The sequence below is a fragment of the Kitasatospora sp. NPDC022785 genome, from assembly GCF_055561295.1.
This window is the reverse complement of the sequence record NZ_JBVHHB010000009.1, coordinates 117,902-140,395: the sequence shown is the minus strand read 5'-3', so window position 1 is coordinate 140,395 and position 22,494 is coordinate 117,902. Positions and strand designations below refer to the sequence as shown.

The following is a 22,494-nucleotide window of genomic DNA, read 5'->3' as shown; positions in this document are numbered from 1 at the left end:
GGTGTCGAAGTTGGCGGATCGCATCGCGGATGGCGCTCTGCCGTCCCAGGCCGTCTGCGACAGCGAGGAGCCCCCTCCATTCAATTGCATGAGAATCATCTCAGCCGTGCTTTACATGCACTTGAGGTTAATGATCGGCTCTTCTACCTTCGAGATGCGGGCGGGAGCGAAAGACGGTTTCGCCTGGTCCGCCTGACGACCCCTTACTCGAATGGGAGCACCACCATGTCCGAGTCGCTTCCGACCACCGACATCGCTGCGACCGCTGGCGCCGCGTCCGACGCCGACCTGCTCGCCCAGACCGCTGACGCCGTGCGCGCGGCGGGTTCGGTGCTGCGGGAGCGGTTCGGAGACGTGGTCCGTTATCAGACCCGCGAAGAGCTGATGCAGGCGCTCGCCGCCAACGACGACGCCGCCCTCGACATCCTGCGCCCCGCCCTCACCGCCCTGCGCCCCGACTCCCGCTTCGTGGAGGACGAGCTCGCGGGCGGGGCCTTGCCAGCCGGCGAGTGGTGGGTCGTGGACCCGGCCGAAGGTAACGTCAACCACCTGCACGCCCTGCCGGACTGGGCGGTGACCGCCACCCTCGTGCGCGACAATCAGCCGGTACTCACCGCGGTCCACCTGCCGTTGACCGGCCAGACCTACACCGCACTCACCGGCGGCGGCGCCCACCTCGACGGCCGCCCGCTGCACGTCTCGCACACCACCGACCTCGGCCTGAGCATCGTGGCCACCAGCCAGGCCCGCCCCGACGAGGACGAGAAGATCGTGCGGCGCATCGGCTCCTCCATCACCGCGATGCTCCTCGGCGCACTCGTCGTGCGCACCTCCGTGCCCGCCACCCTGCATCTGGTGAACGTGGCCGCCGGCCGGATCGACGCCTTCTGGCAGTACGCCGGCGCCCGCGCCGACCTGCTCCCCGGAGCGCTCCTCGTCAGCGAGGCCGGCGGACAGATCTCCGACGCCCAGGGCCGCCCCTGGACCCCGCGAAGCGAAAGCTTGCTGGCCGCCGCACCCGGCGTCCACGCCGAAGCCGTCACCACGCTCTCCCGCTGACCCCCACAAACACCACGAGCACCGCAAGCACCGGAAGGACCACATCAGCATGACCACGATCGCAGTTCTCGGAAACGGCCGCGTCGGCGGCAACCTCGCCACCGCCCTCACCCGGGCCGGACACGAGGTGACCGCAGTGGACCGCGCGCCGGGCGCCGCCGCCGACGCCGCCCGGACCGCCCAGATCGTCATCAACGCCACCCCGGGTGCCGGCGCGCTGGAACGGCTCACCGCGCTGCGCCAGGAACTGCAGGGCAAGATCCTCGTCGACGTCTCCAACGCCACCCACGACGGCCCCGACGGGCTGCCCGGCGACCTGATCTACCCCGGCTCGAGCCTGGCCGAGCAGCTCCAGGTAGCGCTCCCCGACACGCGCGTCGTCAAGACACTCAACACCATGCTCTTCCCGGTGATGACCGCACCCGCCGCGCTCTCCCAGACGCCGACGGTCTTCCTGTCCGGCGAGGACCCGCAGGCCAAGCAGGTCATAGGCGGGCTTCTCGCCGAGCTCGGCTGGCAGCAGGAGTGGATCACGGACCTCGGAGGGATCGAGACCGCCCGCGCCACGGAGGCCGCGATCCTGTTCGTCCCCCACGTGATCCGATCCAGCGGGTTCGCACCCTTCGCCATCTCGATCACCCGCTGAAAGCCCGACCCAACTCTGCCGGGGACGACCACAAGAGGCGGCAGGATTCATTTCTCACCGGCCCTGCCGCAAGCGAGATCGATCGGCTGATCTCCACGATGCCCGGCGGGAGCATCGGGGTCTCTGGCTGGGCGGCGTCGTTTCTGGCAGTCCGTCCGGTTTGATCATGTGATGCCGAGGGAGGCCAGTGGTCGGGTGGCGCCTCGGCTGTGTTTGCGCAGGCCGGCGGCGATGTTGTCGCAGTTGGTGAGGCGGAGGGCGCCGATGGCCAGGTTGCGCAGGGCTGCCATGGCCCGGGGTGCTGTGCCGGTCCGCACACGTGAGGCGTCCTCGGCGAAGGGGTGTCGCGTACGTGGTGGATCTTGTTCTCGATTCCCCAGTGCTCGCGGACGTGGCGCGGTATCGCGGGAGCATCGGCCTGCTCCGGTGTGGGTGTTCCCCGGGCGCGGCGGGCCGGGCGGCGGCGAGCTGGCCCAGGCCAGCGGGGATGGGCGATGATGTTCGGGCAGGCACGGTCTTCCGTTGCGGTGGTCAGGGACTCGACACCTCATGATCACCCGGAGTCCGTGCCTGCCTCCGTTCCAGCCCGATCCATGAACACCGCAGCCGCATCCCATGCCTGAACCGGCATCAAGACGGATACTTCGCCTGAACGACGCCGCCCTGGGCCGGTTGCAAGGAGACGGCATGCCGACTTGGCTGAGCACGGTACGCATCGGACCGCTCACGGGCCCTGCAGATCAGAATCCACCGCCGCTGCAAGACACGATGAGGTGGGGAGTTCTCGGCACCGACGAAGGTGTGTGTCGGGTTCGGCGGGCGGACGTACATCTACTTCGGCGATGTCAATCCGCATCCGTACGATGAGGGGAGGCTCAACCTCGACCTCATCGCGTGGACGAGCGAACCGCACGTCCATACGCACGGCGGGCATTCCGCGATCGGCTGGATGTTCTATCTCCCCAACAGCAACCAGCAGGGCGGTCCGGCGAGCACAGAGCAGCCGAAGTGGCGGTACTGCGTCAAATGCTTCTCTCTGTTCTTCTGCTCGGAGGGAAGCGGCGCCGGCAGGTGGGCGGCGGCCTGAGACTGACTCCGGTGCTCGAGAGCGGGTCGAAAGAGAACGGGCAGTTCTACCCATTCCGGGGTGAGCCGCTGGTCGGCGCTCTGAAGTCCTTCGAGCGACCTGGTGGCGCATTCGCCTGGAACGACCGCGTTCACGTCTTTGCCGGCGTCGCCTCTCCCAAGTACTCGGGGCAGACCCGGCCGGGGAACCCTCAGTTCGGCACCTACCTACTCTCGACCGCTACGCCCGATCAGTCAGAGCCGCTGACGACTCGCTATCTTTCAGTCCCCGAATCGGCACATGCGTGCTACCTGACGGCACCGTCCGCAGCCACAACCCTCTCGGTGTCTACTTCTACGTTTCACATTCTGCCGCCGGGTCGTCAACCAACTGGCGGCGCTGCACACGGTGCGAGGGCCTCTTCGAACTCGTTCCGGGCAACCCGGGGCGGACTCTGCTTCGGCAGTCCTGCCGGACACAGTCCGTACGACGATTCCTTCGCCGTACCCGAGGGGTCACTCGATACCGCCGACCACCAGTCGAATTGGCGTCGCTGCGCCAAGTGCCTGACGCTGGTCTACAACGGATACGCATCGAAGCAAAGGTGTCCCGCGCCAGGCGGTACGCACGACCTGGGCGGCTTGTCTCGCACCCGCACTTCGAAGGTAGGCCCCCCGATCATTAACAATAAGTGCATGCTATTCACTTATAGAGTTACTGGCATGCAACTGGATCTGAACCTGCTCACGGCCCTGGACGCACTGCTGGAAGAGGGCAGCGTCGCCGGCGCCGCAGCCCGCCTCCACGTCACCGCACCGGCGATGAGCCGCTCCCTGGGCCGCATCCGCAAGGCCACCGGCGACCAGATCCTGGTCCGCAGCGGCCGCAGCATGGTCCCCACCACGCGCGCGCTGGCCATGCGCGCCCAGGTCCACGCCCTCGTACAGCAAGCCCACCACCTTCTGTCCGCACGGCAGCAACTCGACCTGGCGGCTCTGGACCGGGTGTTCACCGTGCGCTGGCACGACGCCCTGACCGCCGCCTGCGGCACCGCCCTGATCACCGCCGTCCACCGCCAAGCCCCCGGCGTCCGGCTGCGCCTGTCCGCCGAACCCGGGACGGACGACGCCGAGCTGCGCCGGGGTGAGGTCGACCTCGAATCGAGTTCCAGCGCTCCGACGCTCCCCGACATCCGCCACCGCCTCATCGGCAGCGACCGGCTGGTCGTCGCCGTCCGACCAGGCCACCCTCACCGAAGGCCCGCTGAGCATCGAGCGCTACGCAGCCGCCGAACACCTCACCGTTTCGCGACGCGGAAGCCTGCGCGACCCGATCGACGACGTTCTGACCACCCGCGGCCTCGAACGACGCGTCGTCGCCGCCGGGCCCTCCGCCGCCTTCGCACTGCAACTCGCCCTCGACACCGACCTGGTCGTCACCCTCCCCGACGCGGTCACCCGCGCAGCCCGGGAACAACTCGGCCTGGCCACAATGCCGCCGCCACTCCCGCTGCCCGAGGTCCCCCTGTACCTGCTGTGGCACCAGCGCTACGACGACGACCGCGCCCACAGCTGGCTGCGAGACCTGGCCACCGAAACCGCCCAGGCACTATTCGCACCACCGGCCGCCTCTCAACCGCCCCTCACCAACCGGAACGGGCAGTGACGGACACGCCGGGGGGAAGGCCTGCGGCAGTTGACTCCCGTTCTCAGGATCTGGATCACTTTCCGGATGCTGTTGGTGATCTTCACCGATGAGAGTGATGTTGCCGCCTTTCGGCTGATTGAGCCCGTGCTTGTCTGCTGTCCTGGCCTGGAGATCGGGCTGGTCAGAGGGGTGGACTGTGGTGGCGATGGGTTCATGGTCCGGGCGGGAGATCCCGCCGCCGACCGCGCGGATGGCACGGGCGAGCAATCCTCGGGGCACGGCTGCGATGTGGGTGCGGGATCATCTGGATGGGCTGTTCACGGACGATGACTTCGCCGACTGGTACCCCGCTGACGGACGTCGCGGCCTGTCACCGGCGCGACTGGCGTTGGTGTCGGTGCTGCAGTACGCGCAGAACCTCACCGACCATCAGGCCGCCGAGGCCGTCCGGTGTCGTCTGGACTGGAAATTACTGCCTGGGGCTGGAGTTGGATGATCCGGGCTTCGATTTCTCGGTGCTCAGCGAGTTCCGTGACCGGATGGCCGAGGGCGATCGGGCGGACCGGTTGCTGACGGTGATGGTGGAACGGCTGGCGGAGGCGGGGCTGGTCAAACGACGCGGGCGACAGCGGACCGACTCCACCCACGTCCTGGCGGCGGTGCGGCGCTTGGACCGGATCGAGCTGGTCGGCGAGACCCTGCGCGCGGCCCTGGAGGAACTGGTCGCAGCGGACGAGAACTGGGTGTCCGCCTTGATGACGGACGAGTGGGCCCGGCGTTACGGCCGGCCAGTTCGCTACGACCGACTGCCCAAGGAGACGAGCGAGCGCAAGCAGTACGCGCTCACGGTCGGTGCGGACGGGAACCGCGGTCGTCCGCTGTGAACCGGGCGTGAGCACATCCAGGTCCCTGCGGCCGTCCCTGTGGTTCCACAGCAGTCGTAGCCGTCCGGCAGCGGCCACTGCCGACTCGCCCAACCGTTCGCCCAACTTTGTGGCAAAGGCTTCCACAAACGGCCCGAGGAACTTCACAGCGACGAATCCGGAGGCGAGTACGACGACCGCGGACTCGGTGATCCGAAAGGCGTCATCGGGGTGACGGCCCGTCCGGTAGGACTCGTCAGAACGTGCAGCCGCCAGACTCGGGAAGTACTCGGTCTCGTCGCCGCCCTCCAACAAGACGGCGCGCCACCGCTCCCCGAGCTCCTCGAGCTGGGCGAGGCTGTAGCCGAGCGCACTCAGGGCCGCGTCCTCGACCTCCCGCTCGCCAAGCTGTTCGGCGGAGACCTACGGCTCGGCGGCACAGGTACCTGCCTTCGCCCGTCCGGCCGACCTCCATCAGCACCGTACCCAATTCCGCTGGCGGCGCTGATCTCGTCGATGCCGGCCTCGCGGCGACGCGCCCGGACCCGGCCCGGATCCGGGACAGCGGGCGCTGGTAGCCGTAACAGCCCAGCGGCACGCCTGCCTGCGGCGCCGGGGTCCTGGAGCGGTGACCTGGAATCCGTCCGGCAGGGGTTGAGCGAGGAGCGGCCGGCCGGGCCGGGGCCGGCCGGAGGAAGCCGAACGCGTCGCCGCCCTGGCCGCCTACGCACCCCCTGCCAGGCCGCACTGCCGGCCCGGTACCGGTCGAGGCCCGCACCCGGCTCCCACACCAGGACGGCGGGCGGCGTCTGAGGCCGGCGCCGCGGCGCAGCCCTCCCCCGCCGGGACGCTACCCGGCAGGGCACGGCGGGCTGCGCGTCAGGGTGCCGCCGGGTCAGTCCTGGCAGCGCGGGCCGGCCCGGCGGGCACGGCGGCCGCGGTCACCAGAACCCCGGATACGGGCGGTCAGGAGGGGGGTCGGAGCCCGAAGTGTTCCACGGCCCGCTCGGCAACCTCGGCGGGTCCGAGATGGGTGTTGTCGAGCAAAAGGTGCACCCCGGGGCGATGGGCGAAGTCGTCGACCGAGTTGAGGCGATACTTCGCGTCCATGCCGACCAGGTTTGCGTTGGACCATGCGAGGTCCCGCTTGGAGGCCTTTTCCGCCAGGCGGGACTCACCGGCGTTGCGTTCCAGCCGAACGCTCTGGTCGGCATACAACTCCAGGAACAGCACACGCGAACCGCGATCACGGAACGGGGCGGAATAACGCTCCACCAGTGCGGCGTCCTCCGGATCGTCGAAGTCCCAGACGAGGGTGAACACCAACCCGGGCAGGTCGCTCGCGGCGGCCTCGGCGAAGATCTGCTCACGGAAAGCATGGTTGAGGCGCTGGAACTGAGACGACTCGTAGGGGAACAGTCGTAGCAGCGGCTCGATGGTCAGGTGGTTGTGGAAGAGCTTGAACCCTGTGCGCTCTGCTATGGCGCCGCCCACCGTCATCTTGCCGACCGCCGCCGGGCCGATGACGAAGAGCAGGGTAGGGGGCGTGGTGTCGAACATCGCGACAGCATAGGCCGCGGAATGATCTTCGTCGACCGCACGCCCGCGGCCAGGCCTGCGCGGCGATGTCGCCGGTGCGCCGGGCTCCGGACGGGGCGTCGGAAAAGAATTCTCCAGGGCGTAGGCGCGCACTATGTCGTGGAGTTCGAACCGCCCGGCGACCGTTGCAACACACCCCCGGCTGGGCCTCGAACACGCCGCCCTCGCTCTGGAGCCGGCCGAACGCGAAGGCAACACCGACCGCGAGGCGTCCGCCTTCAACGCCATGGCGGCATGCCTGTCCGGTCTGGGCCGCAACGCGGAGGCCCTGGAGCTGATGCTGCAGGTGGTGGCGATCCGCGAACCGCGCGGCGCGGCTACCGCCGGGCGTCGGGCGGCTACCGCCGGACGTCGGGCGTCGGGCGTCGGACTTCCACAGTGAGCGGCGAGGCCGACAAACCAGTCTCCCTGTTCGCGTCGCAGCAGAGCCGCCCTGACGACGGCACCCGGACAGCCTGGGCCGCCGGGGCGCGCACTGCTTTCCCACAGTCATAGCCAGATGTTCCTGCGGCATGCCCGCAGCCGTGTTCCGGGGGAACCAATGCCCGCTCTCGCCAGACCCCTCCCCGCAGACTCACTTCACCTGCATATGTAGATCAGCAATATACACAGTCACACGACATGAGGCTCGCCCCGCCACGGGCCGCGCCGCGGTTCGGCACGCCCTCCGACGCCCCGCGTGCCCGGGTGCCCGGCGGAGCCGAACCATCAGGGGAGGAAGCAGAGTTCGATGCAGCAGCACAGCGCACCCAGCACGTCCGAGCGGCCGAGCGGAGCTCCGGCCGCCACCACACCATCACCGACCACCCGCACCGCCCACCCCACCGGCCACCCCACCGGCTGGGCGACACGGCGCTTCGGGGAGCTGCGCCTGCGCCGCTGGTTCTGGCCCGCCGCCCTGACCGCCGGGTACGCCGCTGAGGTGCTCTTACCGTTCGGCGTCCTGTCCTGTGGCCGGCGTGTTCCCCTTCACCCGGTCCGACAACGCGGCCCCGCCGAATGTGAGGCGAGCCGCCGACCTCACATTCCGCCGCTCTGATTTGTCGTAAGGGAGAGGGGCCGCGAACGAGGGAGCCGGAGAGCGTATGACCACGCCGTGGGAACAGTCGCAGCGGCAGGCGGAGGAGCAACACGGCCCGGGTCCGGACACGATCACGAGCGAGCGGCGACAGCTGCTCAATCTCGCCTACCGACTGCTCGCTCCCTGGCCGACGCGGAGGACGTCGTCCAGGAGACCTACACCCGTTGGTACGCGATGTCCCGGACGCGGCAGCCTGAACGAAACGGCCGGTCGACCCGACATACTCTCGGATCGACCGGCGCATTGGGTCGGTCGACCGGGGTGCCCGGGGGGCGTCTTTCCGCCGTGCCGGTCGGAGGGCGCCGAACCGCCGAACCGCTCGCCGAGGGCGCAGCGGGCTTGGCCCCGGTCTTTCGTGACGGTCCGTCGGTTCATTCGGCTTGGTTACCGGTCGGGGACCAAACGTAGGGGAGCTGGCGGAATACATAGATCATCTTGTAGTAGTCTCGCTCCGCCCGAGGGACGGGGGAAGCGGCGTCACCCTCGTGCGGAGGCCCTGCACGGACCTCCCGCCGATTGTGAAAGTCATCGTCGAAGATGTCCGTCCTGACCTATCCCGAGGCCGTCGGTGTCGGCCTGCTCCAAGGTGTCACCGAACTGTTCCCGGTCTCCAGCCTCGGCCACAGCATCCTGCTGCCCGCGCTGGTCGGCGGGCGCTGGCGGCACGACCTCGACGTGTCCGCGCCGGGCTCCCCGTACCTGGCCGTCCTGGTCGGGCTTCGCCTGGCCACCACGCTGGCTCTGGTGATCAGGTTTCGGCAGGATTGGGCTCGGATCACGCGTGGCCTGTTCAGTTCGGTCCGCCGGCGGCTGATCCGCGAACCGGACCAGCGCCTCGCCTGGCTGGTCATCGCGGGGGCCACGCCCGTCGGTGTCGCCGGGCTGGCCATCAGCGGGGTGTTCAAGGCGACGCTGGGCAGGCCCGTCCCCGCCACCGTTTTCCTCACCGTGAACGGCCTCCTGCTGTTCGGTGTCGAGTTGCTCCGGCGCGACGGTTCCGGCCGACGGCGGGCGCAGCCGTACGTCGCCCCGGGCGACAAGGACCTCTCCGCCGAGGGACAGTCGGACCGTCGAATCGTCCAGCTGAGCTTCTGGCAGGCGGTCTGCATCGGGGCGGCGCAGATCACCGCCTTCCTGCCCGGGATCAGCCGCACGGGGATCACCATCGGCGCCGGTGTCCTCAACGGCCTGTCCCACGAGGACTCGGCCCGCTTCGCGTTCCTCCTCACCGCGCCCGTGATCGGGTCCGCCGCCCTGTTCGAACTGCCCTCGCTGATCGACGCGGACGGCGCCGACCTCGGGGCACAGGTCCCGGTGGCGAGCGTCCTGGCCTTCGTCGGCGGGTACGCGGCCGTCCACTTCCTCAGCAAGTACTTCAAGACGCACACGCTGAAACCGTTCGCCTGGTACTGCTCGCTGGCCGGGCTCGGCGGGCTGGTCTACCTCACGTTCTGAGCTCCGCCTCGAACGGAGGAGCAGCCGGCCGCGAGGTTCGGGCCTCACGGCCCGACCCGGCCCGGCGCAGCACCCCCCACCCGGGGTTCCGTCACCAACGGACCGACACAACCACCCACCCACCGCAGGCACTCGCCTGCCGGCTACGGCCCGGTGGGAGCGCCGCCGCCCCCGGCCCGGACGGCAGGACCGAATCGCCACGCATCGATGTCGCGGTAGCGGATCGGCCCGGGGCCACGGCCGATGTTGCTGCCGACAAGGTGGAGACGCTCGGCCTGCCACGGCCGGCCCACGAACCCGGTGAGCCCGGCCGCGGCCTGCGGCACGCTGGTGGGATCGTCGCGGCGGGACCGTGCCAGGGTCAGATGGGGGCGCAGCGGGCGATCGCTGAACTCGATCCCGCAGGACCTGACCAGATCCCGGACGTCGGCGGCGAGCAGGTGCAGTCCCTCCAGGTCGCCGTCGATCCCGCTCCACAGCAGCCGCTGGTCGAAGTGGCCGCCGCCCCGCAGGCCCAGGTGCAGGGCGGGGCGCGACGCCGTCGGACCGGCCAGCGCCGACCGCAGCAGCGGCACTGCCGTGGACGGCAGCTCGCCGAGGAAAGCCAGGGTGATGTGCCAGTCCTCGATCCGGTTCCACCGCAGCCGCGGGTACATGGCGTAGGCGGGCTGCAGGGCCCGGGCCAGTTCGTCCTTGGCGTCGTCGGGCGGAGCCAGCGCCACGAAGACGCGCAGGGTCGAGGGCTCGGGGTGATCGTCCACGAGGGGGGAGGTTAGCCGAGGGCACGCCGCCCGCGCTCGCCGGGGCCGCCGGGGCCGCCGCCCTGATCAGCGGCCGCTACCCCGCTACCCCGCAGCGGCCGCCGCGCCGCCCCGGGGCACAGCGCCGACGCCCAGGCCCAGGAGCAACCCGGACCACAGCGCCGGGAAGCGCCCGGCCGGGCACCCGAAGGCCGTCCACCGACCCGTCGACCGCACTACCGGCCTGTCCTGTTGCGCCGTGCCCACGGTTCCAGGGTCGGCCGGTGCCGCCGGTCGCGGCCACAGCCGGGCCGTGCCGATCTCGCCGGCGAACAGCAGCCGGTCCTCGTCCTGCGGGTTGCGTCAGCCGGGCCGCGCGGCAGCCAGCTGCACAGGGCACAGAGCACAGGAAGAAGCCTGCTTGGCGAGCAACGGTGCTCAGGCACTTGACCGTTGGGTACGGGCGATGAAACCGTCCACAGGTGATCAATACTGCGGGGGAACCGCTTTCGGCTCGACCGGACGACCGCGCCGCGTCCGTTCTGCGCTTCGCGGTGGAACTCGTCGCCTGGGTGGCGACACCCTGGGCGCTGGCCGGCCACTCCTGGTGGCTCGCCGCTCTGTCCGTGGTGCTCCTGGTCGGCCTTCCCACGTGCTTCTCCACTCCCGGTGACAAAGCGCAGGTGATCATCGCAGTACCGGGCTTCGTCACGATCCTCCTGGTGCTGCTCCAGCTCGCCGCGGCCGTGGTTTCCTCATGGCTGGCCTGGCCCGTGTGGGCGGCCGGCCCCGTAACCCTGCTGGCCGCCGCGACCCTGGTCACGGAGCGCCGACGCTGGCGGTGGCTCGTCTCCGGCGAACTGTGACGTGACGCGGTAGTCGGAACCGGCCGGTTTCGGTGACCTGACCTTCCTTCCCGGGTATGACGAGCTACCGAACTTGAAAGCGTGATGTCGGTCAGCCTTCCGGGGTACGGCTGGTGCCGGCGAAGCAGCTGTTCGCCCGGCTCGTAGCAGCCATCCCTGCCATCGAAGCTCGCCCGGAGCCGCGGCGGCCGCCCTTCCGGCGGAGGACTCGATGCCCTCGCGAGGGTGACCGTCGGTCACTACTTCAGGCCGATCCCCTGCGCCCGCCGGGCAAGGAAGATCGGCCCACGCGATTCAAGACGCTTCATCCGTCCCCGACGGTCGGTGACGCCGCGCAGCCGGTCCCCAGGTGGGCCATCCGCTCCGCCCAGGTCGGACCCCTGGCTGTTTGCCATCGTGCCTCTGGCGCCTGCCGTTCGCGTTCGACGGTCGAAGCCGTGGCTTCGTTCACGAGATCTCGTGAACGAGGCCGGCCTGCACGATCGGGCAGTGCACTGCCCGGGCTCGCGCCGTTGTCACGGCGGGATCTTGACCAAGCGTCTGCAAGGACGACAGGGTGGTTCGTGCCCGGATCACCATCTCCGGCGCGCAGCCCTGCCAAGAGCAAGAGAAGAGAACCATGAACAAGATCCGAGGTGCGGTCGCAGTCGCATCGGCACTGGCCGCCGTACTGGCCGCCGCCCCCGCCGCTGGGGCATCGGACAAGCCGGTCGTCGTCGGGAAGACCTGCTCCAACCGGGGCGGGCTCTTCTACTGCGGGTTCGCCTACGGCTCCGGCGAGACCATCATGAAGACGTCGAAGGGCGAGGCCCGCTTCGTGATCGGCCTGGACCACGCGGTGTGGATCAACGACGACAACGGAGCATGGGGCTCCCTCGGCGGCGGCCCCTTCGTCCGGCAGGTGAAGGTCCTCAACCACCAGGGCGACTTCAACTTCACCATCAGTTCCGTCGACAGCAACAACGTGACCTGGTCCCGGACCCTCACCCCGTGGGACGGCTGGAGCGAGTGGTACCCGGGCGTCCCCAAGGGCTCGTAGTCCGAGCGAGGACGAACGCGGCGATCGTCCTGTTCACCGCCACCGCATGCTGGGCTGACGTGAGGTGAGCGTGCCCTCGCACGGTTCACGATCACGACCCGTCGCACGCGCTCCCTCATCGAGGAGCACCCACTGATCGCTGCCCGGTGACACACCGGCCTGAACGAGAGCCTGGACAGGGCGACCATCGGGCCCGGCTCGCACCGGCGGGTGTTCCGGGTGCGCGGTGCGCGGTGTGCGACGACGGCCACACGTGGCGGGCGGCCGTACACACAGACGCGTCGCGGGGTCAGGCTGTCCCCGGTGCGCCGGCTACGTCGCGCGGGGACACGTCGGCTCTGGGAGTCGGTCTCTACGAGGAGTTCGGCCTCGATCAGGAAGATCAGCTGCTCGCGAAGTTCACGCAGCGAGTATTCCATCCTTGGCTGCCCCCGCCCCGGGCGCCGCCGCTACCCCGTCAGTTGGTCGCCGAGCGGGCTGCGACGGTACAGGACGTGGCGCCCGTCGCGCGCCCGGGTGACGAGACCGGTGGCGTGCAGCACGCGCAGGTGCTGGGACACGGCGCTCGGGGTGACCCTGAGGCGGCGGGCGATCTCGACCGTGGGCAGCGGTTCTTCGAGCAGGCGGAGCAGTCCCGCCCGGGGCGCGCCGAGCAGGGAGGCCAGAGCGGCTGCGTCGGCCATGGGGGCCGGGGCCCAGAGCGTCGCCACTCCCCTGCTGGGGTAAGCCACCGTGGGTGGCCGGTCCGGGCTGACCGGGGGCGCGGGCTTGTGGGCGAACACGGACGGCAGGAGCAGCAGTCCTTGGCCGGACGCCGTGACGTGGTGCCGGCTGATCATCCGGTCGATGTGCAGCACGCCGTCGTGCCAGCGCAGGTTCGGGTGCATGTCGGCGAACAGCAAGCGGGCACCCCCCACGGCCAGCTGCCTCGCGCGGTACGTCATGTCGGCCTCCAGCAGCAGGCGCAGTTGCGGCCACACCGGTCTGACGGCGACTTCCCAGTACTGCCGCAGGACTTCGCAGATCGCGTCACGCAGCGCCACGACGGCCGCGTCGTCGCCGGTCGCGTCGCGCACGGCGTCGGGGAGCGGGTCCGGCTCGTGGGTGACCAGCAGGTCCCGGCGGACCAGGTCGGGGGGCGTCCGGCGGACGACGGCCAGCTCGTCCTCGAAGGCCGGCGCGAAGCTCTCCGGCCTCGGCGTCACGAAGTCGGGAAGGGTGCGCCTCGTCGCGACCAGGGACATCAGCAGCCGGGTGTCGAGCGCGCCCAGCCTGCCCAGCACCGACCGGCGCCACGGCAGGTGCAGTGCGGACAGTCCCGGCTCGCGCAGCACCCGGAGGCTGAACACGGTCTCGTTCAGCGGGGAGAGGGCGAAGCGCGTGTCGGCCAGATCCTCGACGCCGAGCCGGAAAGTGATCATTAAGCTGTAGGCTACATTGATTGGCGGCGAAATGCGTGTGGGGTGGACTCTCCCCCATGACACATGAAGCCCCCACGCAGCGCGTAGCGATCGTCACCGGAGCGGCCCGCGGCATCGGCGCCGCAGTCGCCAAACGACTCGCGCACGACGGAATGGCAGTCGCGGTGGTCGACCTGTACGAGGCCGACTGCGCCGACACCGTCGACGCCATCACGGACAGCGGCGGAACGGTGGCGGCGTTCGGCTCCGACGTCGACGACGAGACGGCCGTGGCCTCCGCCGTCGCCCGGATCGCCGCCGAGTTGGGACCACCGACCGTGCTGGTCAACAACGCCGGCATCGGCGGCCCCAACCTCGGCGTCGAGGAGACCAGCACCCAGCAGTGGGACGCGGTCGTGGGGGTCAGTCTGCGCGGGGCGTTCTTCCTCACCCGGGCCGTGACCCCGTACATGACCGCCGCCGGCTGGGGACGGATCGTTTGAGCCGGAACCCGAGAAGCGACAACAGATGTTCCCCAATTCGGGAGGCGGTCACGAGGGCTGCAGCGTTCGAATCGTTTACGAGTCGCGGCAGCGCCGTCGCCCGTGCTCAGTGGCGGTACGCGGCTGTCGCGATCTCGATGAATGATCGGATCAACGGGTTGGTGTCCCCTTGGTTGTACACCGCCACCACTCGGCTCGGCGCCATGTCGATCAGCGGCACCACGGTCAACTCTGCGGGCAGGTCGTGTCCGAGTGGGGCCAGGCCGACAGTGCCGTTCCACAGCACAGCCTGCAGACATTCCTGGACGCCGCGCACCACTGGTCCCTCACGCGGCCTGCCACCGTTCCAGTACGACTGCCAGATGTGGTCGGTACCCTGCGGGAACTGGAACCAGCGGCGGTCGCGCAGCTCTGCCAGCCGCAGCCGGTCGCTGCGGGCCAGCGGGTCGTCGGCACGCAGGACCACGCCGACCGGATCGGTCCGCAGCGCACGCACCGTCAGGGCGGTCTCGTTGAACGGCGCCCGGGTGAGGGCGACGTCGACCAGTCCGGCACGTAGTCCGCACGTCGGGTCGGTCAGATCGGTGTCGCGGATGCGGATGTCGACGCCGGGGTGGTTTCGGCGGTAGGCCGCAGCCAGCCTGGCCACTCCCGGGTCGGTGCCGTCGCCCAGGATGCCGACGGTGATGGTCGCGAGGCCGGCTGCCGCGCTCACGCGCACCCGGACGCGGTCGGCGTGCTCGATTAGGGCTCGCGCCTCGTCGAGCAGCACCGTGCCCACCGGAGTGAGCGTGACGCCGGTGGTCGAGCGGGCGAGGAGCAGAGCCCCGACCTCGGCCTCCAGCTGCTTGATCGCCCGGCTCAGCGGCGGCTGACTCATATGCAGTCGGGTGGCGGCCCGGCCGAAGTGGAGTTCCTCGGCGACCGCCACGAAGTAGCGCAAGGTCCGTAGCTCCACGCTGCAAATATACCCACGAGGTATCGGCGCCGCGGAATGGGTCTTGGACACCGGCGGGCTCCCGGCGGTGCACTCGTGAACATGACCGAAGAAGCGAAGACCAGCCAGCCACAGGCCGACCCCGCCATATCGGTGGTGGGTCCCCGAGACGGCGAGACGATCGTTCTGGGCACCACGCGCATGCGCGTTCTGGAGGACGGCAGCCACACCGGCCACCGCCTCGCGATCGCCGAGTCCGTCCTCGCCCCGCACACCCAGGGACCGCCTCAGCACCGCCATGCCCGACACGACGAGGGCTTCTACGTCCTCTCCGGCACCGTGCGGTTCACCGTCGGAGAGGAGGACCACGACGCCACCACGGGCACGCTCGTGATGGTTCCGCCCGGTACCCCGCACACCTTCGCCAACCTGACCGACGAACCCGCTGTCATGCTCAGCACCTTCACCCCCGACCTGTACATGCAGTACTTCCGAGACCTCCAGGAGGCGCTCGCCGGCAGCCGGCCGCTGACGCCACAGGCCAACATCGACACGATGAGCCGCTACGCGACACGGCCCGCCACCGACGTCGCCTGAAGCCGACGGAACGGAGCGGCCCGGCCGCCTTTTTTCGACTTCCGTCCGGTGAGGCCGTGGCGCTCCCACCTTTCGTGTCCAAACTCCTCGGACGACGGACCGGCCTTCTCCAGGGGCTTCCCTGGCAATCGACGCAATCGACGCAATCGACGGGCCCCCGCGAACCCGGGGGCCCATGAACGGGAACCATGAACATCGCCTATGGGATCGTCGCGGGACTGCTCGCGCTCTTCTACTTCTACGCAGGCACGCTGAAGGTGATCCGCAGCCGCGATCAACTCCGACCGATGATGGCTTGGGTCGACCGCACGCCCTTGCCTGCCCTCCGGGCGCTGGGGACGATCGAAATACTCGGCGCGACCGGTCTGATCCTGCCACCGCTGACCGACACCGCTCCCTGGCTGGCGCCGGCCGCAGCCATCGGCTTCGTCCTCCTGCAGACCGGTGCGATCGCCGTTCACCTGACCGGCGAAGACCGGCGGATCACACTCAATGTCGGGCTCGCCGCCACCGCGGCCGTGACCGCCTGGTTGGCCATCAGACCGTGATCGTGGATCAGTCCTCGATCGGCGGAGGCGACTGCTGGGCCAGCCGCCACACAGCCGCTGTCACTTCTCAGGTTCTGGCTCAAATCCGCGGCCTGCGCACGGTGAGTGACGATCGGGTGGTGCGGTCGGCGGCGGAAGGCTGCCTGTAAATCGCCAGCGGCCGGGCCGAGGTGGCCGACAGTGCCGGAAAGTGGACGATCCGGTGCCACGCCTGGAGGGACTGCTGTTTCCGTCGATCGCGGGTATCGCTGTGCTGTCGGTCGAGGTGAACGTCGAGCCGGTGAACGCGAAGGCCCAAGTTTCGGCCGCGGGGCACAGTTGCCCGGGTTGCGGGGACTGGTCGACCCGGATGCATCGTGGTCGAGCCAGAGTTCGTCGATGAAGCCGGCGCGGTGCTCTTGCAAGAGCTGAATACCTTCGCGGCTGGTGCGGGCGATCCGAGTGGCTCTGGGGAGCGGTCGGAGGTCGTCAATGCCGAGGATGACGGGCGTCGGCGCGGATGGGTCCTCGTTCACCCGATCATCATCGCAGTAGAGCGGCTACGGCGGGCACCGTCGTGCCGAGGAACAGCTGCTCGGCACGCAGGTCGTGGGGCACCTCGAAGGCCGGCTCGGCGCCGTCCGGTCCCTGCTCACTGACGCGTATCCACCTCACCGCTGATCAGGTGCGGCCTGACCGGGGCCGGCGAACGGGTTGTCGCGGCCACCTTGTCGTACCGCCGCGCCGCGCCGCCGAACCCTACCCGCTGGGGACCGCAGCAGCGGTTCCTGACGAGGTATCGGATCCCGTGCGCCCGCCGCCCCCGGGGATGAGGCCGGGGCGGCGGGCGGGGTGGTCAGGCCTGTGCGGTGCCGGGCCGGATGCCCGGGGCGTCGGTGGCGGCGCGCTTGAGGACGGCGGTGTTGGCGGTGACGGTGCCGGGCTTGACCCCGGAGACCTCGGTGACCTGGACGCTGCGCTCGCCCAGGAAGGCGTACGAGGTGCGGTCGAAGATGATCTCGTCGCGGGAGCCGCTGGAGGTGTTGGTGCGGGCGATGGCGATGCCGGTGCGCCCGGCGGCGTCGGTGGCACTGTCGACCAGGACGACGCCGGGGATACGGGCTGCGGCCTGGTAGAGCGCGGCGGCGAGCGTGCCGGGCACGGCCTGTTCGCGGATCAGGTCGCCGATGGTGACGAAGGCCTCCTGGTCCGGCCCGCTGCCGGCTCCCTTCGTCTCGGCGTAGATCTTCCGCAGCAGTTCCTGCGGGTCGGTGGGCAGGGTGCGCAGGTAGTCGTAGGAGGGGCCGTTGAGGGCGGCGCCGGTACCCGAGTTGAACGCCGTGCCGCCTTCCGGGGTCTTGCCCTCCTCGGTGAGCCAGCCGCTGCGGCCGTCGGCCGAGTGCCACACCTGCCGCTGGTGGGGCTTGTCGACCCAGGACTTCACCGTGCCGCTGTCGGCGTCGACGGTGCTCGCGAGGTGGGACACGGTGCTCTCGATGTAGACGTACTGGCCCGGGCGCAGGACGAGGTCGGGCGTGGCCTGCGCGGCCTGGGAGATCCGCTCCACCGCGCCGGCCAGGCCGGTGACGGAGCCGACCGTGACCGGGACGACGGGGGCGGCGACGCGCTCGCTCCGCGCGCGGGCCGCTCCCTGGTCGCCGGGCGTGAGGACCGCCACGGTGGCGGCCACGGCGAGGGTCGCCAGCGTGGCGGGCACGGCGATCAGCAGCCGACGACGGCTCCTGGCCGCCGGGCGGACCGGCACTGCGGCTTCGGGTGTGCGGGCGATCTCGTTCATCAGGAACTCCTCGATCTGGCGCTGCCGGCCGAGCGGGGCGGCAGCTGCTTCGGCCGCGGGCAGCAGGTGCCTCAGCTCCGTGTGGTCGAGCGACTGCCGCCGCTTCGGGGTGCTGGTCATCTGTTCCACTCCTTGTGCGACCGGGCCGGAACCATCCGGCCACCCTGTACTTGTCCGGCTGCCCGCAGGGGTTCCGGACGAATTCTCGAAGCCTGCCGGAGTTCCTTGTCGGCCAGGGCACGCAGCCGGGTGCGGGCCCTGGAGAGCCTGGAACGGACGGTGCCGACCGGGATGCCCAGCGCCTCGGCGGCCTCGGGATAGCTGAGGCCGGCCCACACGCACAGGGAGAACACCTCGCGCTCCCCACGGCGGAGTTTCTCCAGCGCGGCTTTGGCCGCCAGGAGTTGATCGTGGTCGGCGAGGCGGCCGACCAGCTCGTCGGCGAAGTCCGGGGCGGGTTCGGGCGCCGGCATGCGGGCGAGGGCGGCCGCATGCCGACGGGCCGCCCGGGCGCGGTTGCGCAGCACGTTGACGGTGATGCCCATCAGCCAGGGCCGAGGTGTGGTCCCCTCGTCGCGGAGCTTGCCCCGCAGACGCCATGCCTCAAGGAAGACCACCGCCATGACGTCCTCGGCGCCGGCACGGTCACCACTCACCCGGATCGCGTGCCGGCGGACCGCCTGCGCGTGCTCCTGGAACAACTGCCGGAAGGCGCGGGGATCCCCGGCTCTGATCCGTTCGTGCATCGAAAAGTCCACGCCTGTGGTTGTCCGGCCGGCACGGAACAGTTCCAGTGAGCTGTGTCACGGTCAGGGCGGCCGACTGCTCGCCCGCCCGGTCCGCCGAGCAGCCCTCAGCCGAACCCGAAGCGGCCGGCCGTCGTCACGTCGAGGGTGTCCTTGAGCATCGCGAGGGCCGCACCGACCGGGCTCGAACGGCCACCGCTCACGGTGACGTCCCCCGCTTCCGGGCAGCCGTAGACGACAGCCTTCTCCGGACCGGAAAGCGCATGGAGCGGATCACCCGGCGCGGTCTCCTCCAGCCTGACGCGGACCACCAAGGGCTCGTCGACGCTCGCGCCCGCCACCGCCCGCAGCCTGTTGCCCCGCGCAGCCGCTGCCAGGGCCACCTGCACGGTGCGCCCGTCCACCGGCTCCGTCCGCACCCGCACGGCCGACGGCTCCCACCCCCACAACAGGGCCGCGAGCAGCCGCACCTTGGTGGCCGCGTCCTCACCGGAGAGATCGGCCGAGGGGTCGGCCTCGGCGATGCCTCGCCGCTGCGCCTCGCCGACCGCCTCGGCCAGGGACTCCCCCGCCGCCAGCCGGTCGAGGACGAAGGTGGCGGTCCCGTTGGGGCACGCCCGGACGGATTCACACCCGAGACCGCGAACACCCGCCCGCGCCAGGTCGGCCGCCGGCAGCGCGGCCCCGGTGGCCCCGGAGATCCTGATCAGGCTGCGGCCGGCCTGCGCGGCCTCGCCAAGTGCGCGCCAGTGGGTGAGCAGGTGCCCCTTGGCGGCAGTGACCACGTGGACCCCGCGGCCTAGGGCCACAACGGCCTCTGCGGCGGCCTGCCGCCGCACCGCCGGTGAGGAAGGCAGCGCCTGCACCAGCACACGTGCGCCGCTCCGGTCGAGGCTCTGCTCCAGCGCCACCGGCGGCCCCCAGGCCGGACGCGGCGGTACCGGATCGCCCGGGCGCGGCAGGCAGTGTGCCGAGCCGGTCCGGACGGCGCCGAGCCGCAGCCGGACGCCGTACCGGTGGGCGATTTCATCGCCCCGCGTGCGCAGCAGGTCGGCGTAGGCGCGGCCGACCGGGCCGTAGCCCGACAGCACCACCGCGACGTCGTCCGGTGAATTCGGCACAACGGCAGGTGTCACGGCGGAGCGTCTCCTTCTTCGGCTGTGCACACCCTCGACAGGTGAACCGTCGGCCCGACAGGTGAACCGTCGGCCGATCGGCGGTGGAACGACGGGATGACGGTGTGGATCAGCCGACGTCGATGCCGGTGACCGCCGGAGTGCCCATGCCCACCGCATCCTCCTCGTACCCGGCCGCCGCGAAAGCCCGCCGGGCCAGGACCAGCGCCGCTTCACCGGCGGCGGTGCGGTCGGCGGCCTCGACCTCCAGGCGCAGGACGAACGTTCCCTCCGGCTCGTCCAGGGTCAGCACGTCGAGGTCGGGGACCTGCGCACCGACCTCCTCAGGATCCGCACCGTGCACGACGGCCAGCACGGTACGGCGCGCCGACTCCTCCAGCGGTCGCTGGACTGTCCCGGGAACGGTGATCACATAGCTACCCATGTCCTACGTGTCACCCGCGCCCGGCGTCGCAAACCTCGAAGACGCGGTATTCCCACCAAGGGCGCGGTGGCAGGTCCGGCGGTGACAGGTCCAGCGTGGTGGATCTGTGGCTGACCGGTGGCCGCCGCCGGGCCGTGCCTCGCCGAACCGTGCCGCTCGCCGGGCCCTTCGTCACACGTCCGGCACGACCTCGAGTGGCTGATCAGAGCACTGGCGGCCCCGCCTCGATGCGGCGCAGCACCGGTGTGAGGCGGTCCAGGTCGGGGCCGGTCTGGACTTGCCGCTCGTCCCACCAGGTGGCGCCGGCGTCGTACAGCGGACCGATCACGTCCTTGGCCTTCACCGCGTCCGGGGGCGTGGCACCGCCGAGCACGAACTCGAAGGGACGCTCGGGCTCGGCCGTGCGGTGTTTGCGTACATAGCCGACCAGGTCCTCCACCTCCGCCACATCGGGCACATGCCCGTGCCGGGCCGTCTCGAAGAGCGGCACCACGCCGTCCCACCGCGCCGCCCGCCGCATGGGCGGGCGGCGCGGCCAGAACCCGCCGATCCACACCGGCGGACCGGGCCGCTGCACGGTGGCGGGCAGCAGCGTCACGTCCCGGACTTCGTAGTGCCGGCCGTGGTGGTTCACCGGCTCGCCGGACCAGAAGCGCCGCAACAGCTCCAGTCCCTCGTCCAGCCGCTCGGCGAGGAGATGTGGCTCGGCGGTGTCGCCGAAGCTGCGGTACTCGTCGTCGATCGGACCGCCCAGGCCCGCGGCGAAGGTCACCCGGCCGCCGCTGAGGCAGTCCAGGGTGGCCACTTGGCGGGCCAGTTGCTGCGGACGGTAACGAGGGACCGGCGTCAGTAGCGTGCCCAAGCGGATCCGGGAGGTCGCCAGCGCGGCTGCGGTCAGCAGCATCCAGGGGTCTCCGAACGGCCGCCCCTGGTGCTGCCGGTGCAGTACGTGGTCCCAGACGAAGAGCCCGTCCCAGCCGGCCTGTTCGGCGGCAACCGCGACGGTCGCGACGTTTCGGGGGTCGGCGAAGTCACCGAAGTTCGGGATGTTGATGGAGAAGCGCATCCCAGCAGGATGCACAGCCGGAAACGACGCGGCAACCGGATTCGGCTTCGGGCGGCTTCACGGCAGGCCGCGGACCGCGCACGATGCATCAGGATCCCGGGAACGGCCCGGGCATGGACGAGCACCAGAAGCAGGCCGGCCGGCCCAATGCGCCGCCGTGCTGGCGCAGGGGTCGGCCTGCGCGGCGGCTCGTCCGCCGGTCTGCCACCGCCCACGCATCACCGACCTGATCGGCGGTCAGTCCGCGTCGGCTTCCGTCCTCCAGGCGGAGCGGAGTTGCGCGTCGATGTCGCCGGCCTGACGAAGACCCGCTCGGTAGGCCGGTCCCCAGGCTGCCGGGTCGCCCATGTCCACGCCGAAGGCGCGCACCGAGGCCGGATCGGGGCTGATGGTCACCACGGTGTCCGCCCCCACGGCCGCCAGCTGCTGGTCGAGTGGCTCGCGGGGAGACATGTGGGCCATCGGCTCGACCAGGACCAGCGTGCGGGCTCCGGCGGCGAGATCGGCATTGGTACCCGACCGCAGCGCACCGTCCATGTACCGCCGGCCTTCGATGGCAACGGGCGGCGCGGCCCCGGGAAAGGCACTGCTCGCCGCCACCGCGTGCACCAACGGCACGCCGCTGTCGCGGTCCCACACCACGGGCTCACCGGTGGTTGCGTCCACGGCGGTGATCAGCAGTCGCCGTTCCGGCCATGCCTGTGCACCGATCAGGGCGGCGCGGCCCGCGATCAGCGCCTCATCGGCCTGGGGGTTCGTGCTGTCGAGCGCGAGCCGGCCGACGCGACGCCTCGCCTCACCGGGTTCCAGGCTGCGATCGCCGAGCACGGCGAACACCGCGCCCATCCGCGCGGGGTCCGCCGTGAGCCGGTGAGCGGGCCGGCGGGCCGGAGTCTCGAGCCGCCCCGGGTCCTGGCCGGTGGCGAGCAGCGCTCCGACGATCGCGCCGGCCGACGTGCCGACGATCAGGTCGGCTTCGCCCAGGTCCAGACCGTCACGGCGCAACCCGTGGGCCAGGCCGGCCATCCAGGCCGCGCCGACGTGACCCCCGGGGCCCAGGACGAGTGCTCGGTCGAAAGTGTGCATGATGGTCTCCCCCTCGTTGTTGAAACAGTCGTACCATATATTTGCTGACGCCGTTTCGGTTCCGAGTTGCCGAGTCGCCGAGTTGCTGAGTCGCCGAGTTGCCGAGTCGCCGAGTTGCCGAGTTGCCGAGTTGCCGAGTTGCTGAGTCGCCGAGTTGCCGAGTTGCTGGGCTGCTGGGCTGCTGGGCTGCTGGGCTGCCGAGAGGAGATCCAC

Annotated in this window: 23 protein-coding genes and 3 pseudogenes; 13 read left to right on the top strand and 13 right to left on the bottom strand. The window is 70.5% G+C overall.

All coding sequences use genetic code 11. The features are described from left to right. Nucleotides 1-225 precede the first annotated feature (225 nt). Together ACZ3YO_RS17130 and ACZ3YO_RS17125 are read left to right on the top strand one after the other, a co-directional pair. On the top strand, nucleotides 226-1,059 hold the full coding sequence (locus ACZ3YO_RS17130; RefSeq protein ID WP_465569835.1) for an inositol monophosphatase family protein: 834 nt from the start codon (nucleotides 226-228) through the stop codon (nucleotides 1,057-1,059). A gap of 49 nt (nucleotides 1,060-1,108) precedes the next feature. Then, nucleotides 1,109-1,705: an NADPH-dependent F420 reductase gene (locus ACZ3YO_RS17125; protein ID WP_465569834.1), complete on the top strand. Its 597-nt coding sequence runs from the start codon at nucleotides 1,109-1,111 to the stop codon at nucleotides 1,703-1,705. Nucleotides 1,706-1,869: 164 nt separating this feature from the next. Here the strand turns inward: ACZ3YO_RS17125 and ACZ3YO_RS17120 are convergent, their stop codons facing one another. Then, nucleotides 1,870-1,995 carry a hypothetical protein gene (locus ACZ3YO_RS17120; protein ID WP_465569832.1) on the bottom strand — a complete coding sequence of 42 codons (126 nt, stop codon included), beginning with the start codon at nucleotides 1,993-1,995 and terminating at the stop codon, nucleotides 1,870-1,872. A gap of 736 nt (nucleotides 1,996-2,731) precedes the next feature. Between ACZ3YO_RS17120 and ACZ3YO_RS17115 the strand changes: the two are divergent. The 3 genes and pseudogenes from ACZ3YO_RS17115 (at nucleotide 2,732) to ACZ3YO_RS17105 (ending at nucleotide 5,302) form a co-directional block, all read left to right on the top strand. Then, nucleotides 2,732-4,436: pseudogene (locus ACZ3YO_RS17115) on the top strand (LysR family transcriptional regulator). A gap of 187 nt (nucleotides 4,437-4,623) precedes the next feature. Further along, entirely contained in the window at nucleotides 4,624-4,914 is a 291-nt protein-coding gene (locus tag ACZ3YO_RS17110) for a transposase (RefSeq protein ID WP_465570129.1), read from the top strand. 19 nt (nucleotides 4,915-4,933) lie between these two features. Continuing rightward, nucleotides 4,934-5,302, top strand: a complete 369-nt coding sequence (locus ACZ3YO_RS17105; RefSeq protein WP_465569830.1) for a hypothetical protein — start codon at nucleotides 4,934-4,936, stop codon at nucleotides 5,300-5,302. Between the two features lie 945 nt (nucleotides 5,303-6,247). Here the strand turns inward: ACZ3YO_RS17105 and ACZ3YO_RS17100 are convergent. Then, entirely contained in the window at nucleotides 6,248-6,841 is a 594-nt protein-coding gene (locus tag ACZ3YO_RS17100; RefSeq protein WP_465569828.1) for a hypothetical protein, read from the bottom strand. Nucleotides 6,842-6,974: 133 nt separating this feature from the next. On the opposite strand from ACZ3YO_RS17100, the gene ACZ3YO_RS17095 reads away from it, so the two are divergent. From ACZ3YO_RS17095 to ACZ3YO_RS17085, 3 genes and pseudogenes are all read left to right on the top strand, one after another. Next, entirely contained in the window at nucleotides 6,975-7,262 is a 288-nt protein-coding gene (locus ACZ3YO_RS17095) for a hypothetical protein (protein ID WP_465569827.1), read from the top strand. A gap of 703 nt (nucleotides 7,263-7,965) precedes the next feature. Then, nucleotides 7,966-8,153: pseudogene (locus tag ACZ3YO_RS17090) on the top strand (sigma factor); the annotation flags it as partial. A 345-nt stretch (nucleotides 8,154-8,498) separates the two neighbouring features. After that, nucleotides 8,499-9,416 carry an undecaprenyl-diphosphate phosphatase gene (locus ACZ3YO_RS17085; RefSeq protein WP_465569825.1) on the top strand — a complete coding sequence of 306 codons (918 nt, stop codon included), beginning with the start codon at nucleotides 8,499-8,501 and terminating at the stop codon, nucleotides 9,414-9,416. A gap of 143 nt (nucleotides 9,417-9,559) precedes the next feature. Here the strand turns inward: ACZ3YO_RS17085 and thpR are convergent, their stop codons facing one another. Beyond that, complete coding sequence (gene thpR / locus ACZ3YO_RS17080; protein ID WP_465569824.1) at nucleotides 9,560-10,177, bottom strand: RNA 2',3'-cyclic phosphodiesterase; 618 nt, start codon at nucleotides 10,175-10,177, stop codon at nucleotides 9,560-9,562. Between the two features lie 464 nt (nucleotides 10,178-10,641). Here thpR and ACZ3YO_RS17075 point away from each other — a divergent pair, with 464 nt between their 5' ends. Together ACZ3YO_RS17075 and ACZ3YO_RS17070 are read left to right on the top strand one after the other, a co-directional pair. After that, the gene (locus tag ACZ3YO_RS17075) at nucleotides 10,642-11,022 is read left to right on the top strand and encodes a hypothetical protein (RefSeq protein ID WP_465570127.1); all 381 of its coding nucleotides are present in this window, start codon (nucleotides 10,642-10,644) and stop codon (nucleotides 11,020-11,022) included. 619 nt (nucleotides 11,023-11,641) lie between these two features. Continuing rightward, nucleotides 11,642-12,061, top strand: coding sequence for a hypothetical protein (locus tag ACZ3YO_RS17070; protein ID WP_465569822.1), 420 nt, complete (start codon nucleotides 11,642-11,644; stop codon nucleotides 12,059-12,061). Nucleotides 12,062-12,510: 449 nt separating this feature from the next. Here ACZ3YO_RS17070 and ACZ3YO_RS17065 read toward each other — a convergent pair whose 3' ends face one another. Beyond that, nucleotides 12,511-13,482 (bottom strand): ArsR/SmtB family transcription factor, encoded by a 972-nt coding sequence (locus ACZ3YO_RS17065; RefSeq protein WP_465569821.1) that lies wholly within the window; start codon nucleotides 13,480-13,482, stop codon nucleotides 12,511-12,513. A gap of 56 nt (nucleotides 13,483-13,538) precedes the next feature. On the opposite strand from ACZ3YO_RS17065, the pseudogene ACZ3YO_RS17060 reads away from it, so the two are divergent. Next, nucleotides 13,539-13,961, top strand: a pseudogene (locus tag ACZ3YO_RS17060) (SDR family NAD(P)-dependent oxidoreductase); the annotation flags it as partial. A gap of 109 nt (nucleotides 13,962-14,070) precedes the next feature. Here ACZ3YO_RS17060 and ACZ3YO_RS17055 read toward each other — a convergent pair. Continuing rightward, nucleotides 14,071-14,922 (bottom strand): LysR family transcriptional regulator, encoded by an 852-nt coding sequence (locus ACZ3YO_RS17055; protein WP_465569820.1) that lies wholly within the window; start codon nucleotides 14,920-14,922, stop codon nucleotides 14,071-14,073. 81 nt (nucleotides 14,923-15,003) lie between these two features. Between ACZ3YO_RS17055 and ACZ3YO_RS17050 the strand changes: the two genes are divergently transcribed. Next, a complete protein-coding gene (locus ACZ3YO_RS17050) occupies nucleotides 15,004-15,498 on the top strand; it encodes a cupin domain-containing protein (RefSeq protein ID WP_465569818.1) in 495 nt (164 codons plus the stop codon). Between the two features lie 188 nt (nucleotides 15,499-15,686). After that, complete coding sequence (locus tag ACZ3YO_RS17045) at nucleotides 15,687-16,046, top strand: DoxX family protein (protein ID WP_465569817.1); 360 nt, start codon at nucleotides 15,687-15,689, stop codon at nucleotides 16,044-16,046. Here ACZ3YO_RS17045 and ACZ3YO_RS17040 read toward each other — a convergent pair. The 8 genes from ACZ3YO_RS17040 to ACZ3YO_RS17005 form a co-directional block, all read right to left on the bottom strand. Continuing rightward, on the bottom strand, nucleotides 15,956-16,561 hold the full coding sequence (locus ACZ3YO_RS17040; RefSeq protein WP_465569816.1) for a cyclic-phosphate processing receiver domain-containing protein: 606 nt from the start codon (nucleotides 16,559-16,561) through the stop codon (nucleotides 15,956-15,958). The genes ACZ3YO_RS17045 and ACZ3YO_RS17040 overlap by 91 nt on opposite strands. 7 nt (nucleotides 16,562-16,568) lie before the next feature. Continuing rightward, on the bottom strand, nucleotides 16,569-16,700 hold the full coding sequence (locus ACZ3YO_RS17035) for a hypothetical protein (protein ID WP_465569814.1): 132 nt from the start codon (nucleotides 16,698-16,700) through the stop codon (nucleotides 16,569-16,571). Between the two features lie 181 nt (nucleotides 16,701-16,881). Beyond that, the gene (locus ACZ3YO_RS17030; RefSeq protein ID WP_465569812.1) at nucleotides 16,882-17,943 is read right to left on the bottom strand and encodes a CU044_5270 family protein; all 1,062 of its coding nucleotides are present in this window, start codon (nucleotides 17,941-17,943) and stop codon (nucleotides 16,882-16,884) included. Next, complete coding sequence (locus ACZ3YO_RS17025) at nucleotides 17,940-18,569, bottom strand: RNA polymerase sigma factor (RefSeq protein ID WP_465569810.1); 630 nt, start codon at nucleotides 18,567-18,569, stop codon at nucleotides 17,940-17,942. Before ACZ3YO_RS17025 ends, ACZ3YO_RS17030 begins: the two co-directional genes overlap by 4 nt. 107 nt (nucleotides 18,570-18,676) lie before the next feature. Further along, nucleotides 18,677-19,705: a homoserine dehydrogenase gene (locus tag ACZ3YO_RS17020; protein ID WP_465569808.1), complete on the bottom strand. Its 1,029-nt coding sequence runs from the start codon at nucleotides 19,703-19,705 to the stop codon at nucleotides 18,677-18,679. A gap of 109 nt (nucleotides 19,706-19,814) precedes the next feature. Continuing rightward, nucleotides 19,815-20,129 carry a hypothetical protein gene (locus ACZ3YO_RS17015; protein WP_465550770.1) on the bottom strand — a complete coding sequence of 105 codons (315 nt, stop codon included), beginning with the start codon at nucleotides 20,127-20,129 and terminating at the stop codon, nucleotides 19,815-19,817. Nucleotides 20,130-20,331: 202 nt separating this feature from the next. After that, nucleotides 20,332-21,195, bottom strand: coding sequence for an LLM class flavin-dependent oxidoreductase (locus ACZ3YO_RS17010; protein WP_465569806.1), 864 nt, complete (start codon nucleotides 21,193-21,195; stop codon nucleotides 20,332-20,334). Nucleotides 21,196-21,432: 237 nt separating this feature from the next. After that, nucleotides 21,433-22,494, bottom strand: a complete 1,062-nt coding sequence (locus ACZ3YO_RS17005) for a patatin-like phospholipase family protein (RefSeq protein WP_465569804.1) — start codon at nucleotides 22,492-22,494, stop codon at nucleotides 21,433-21,435.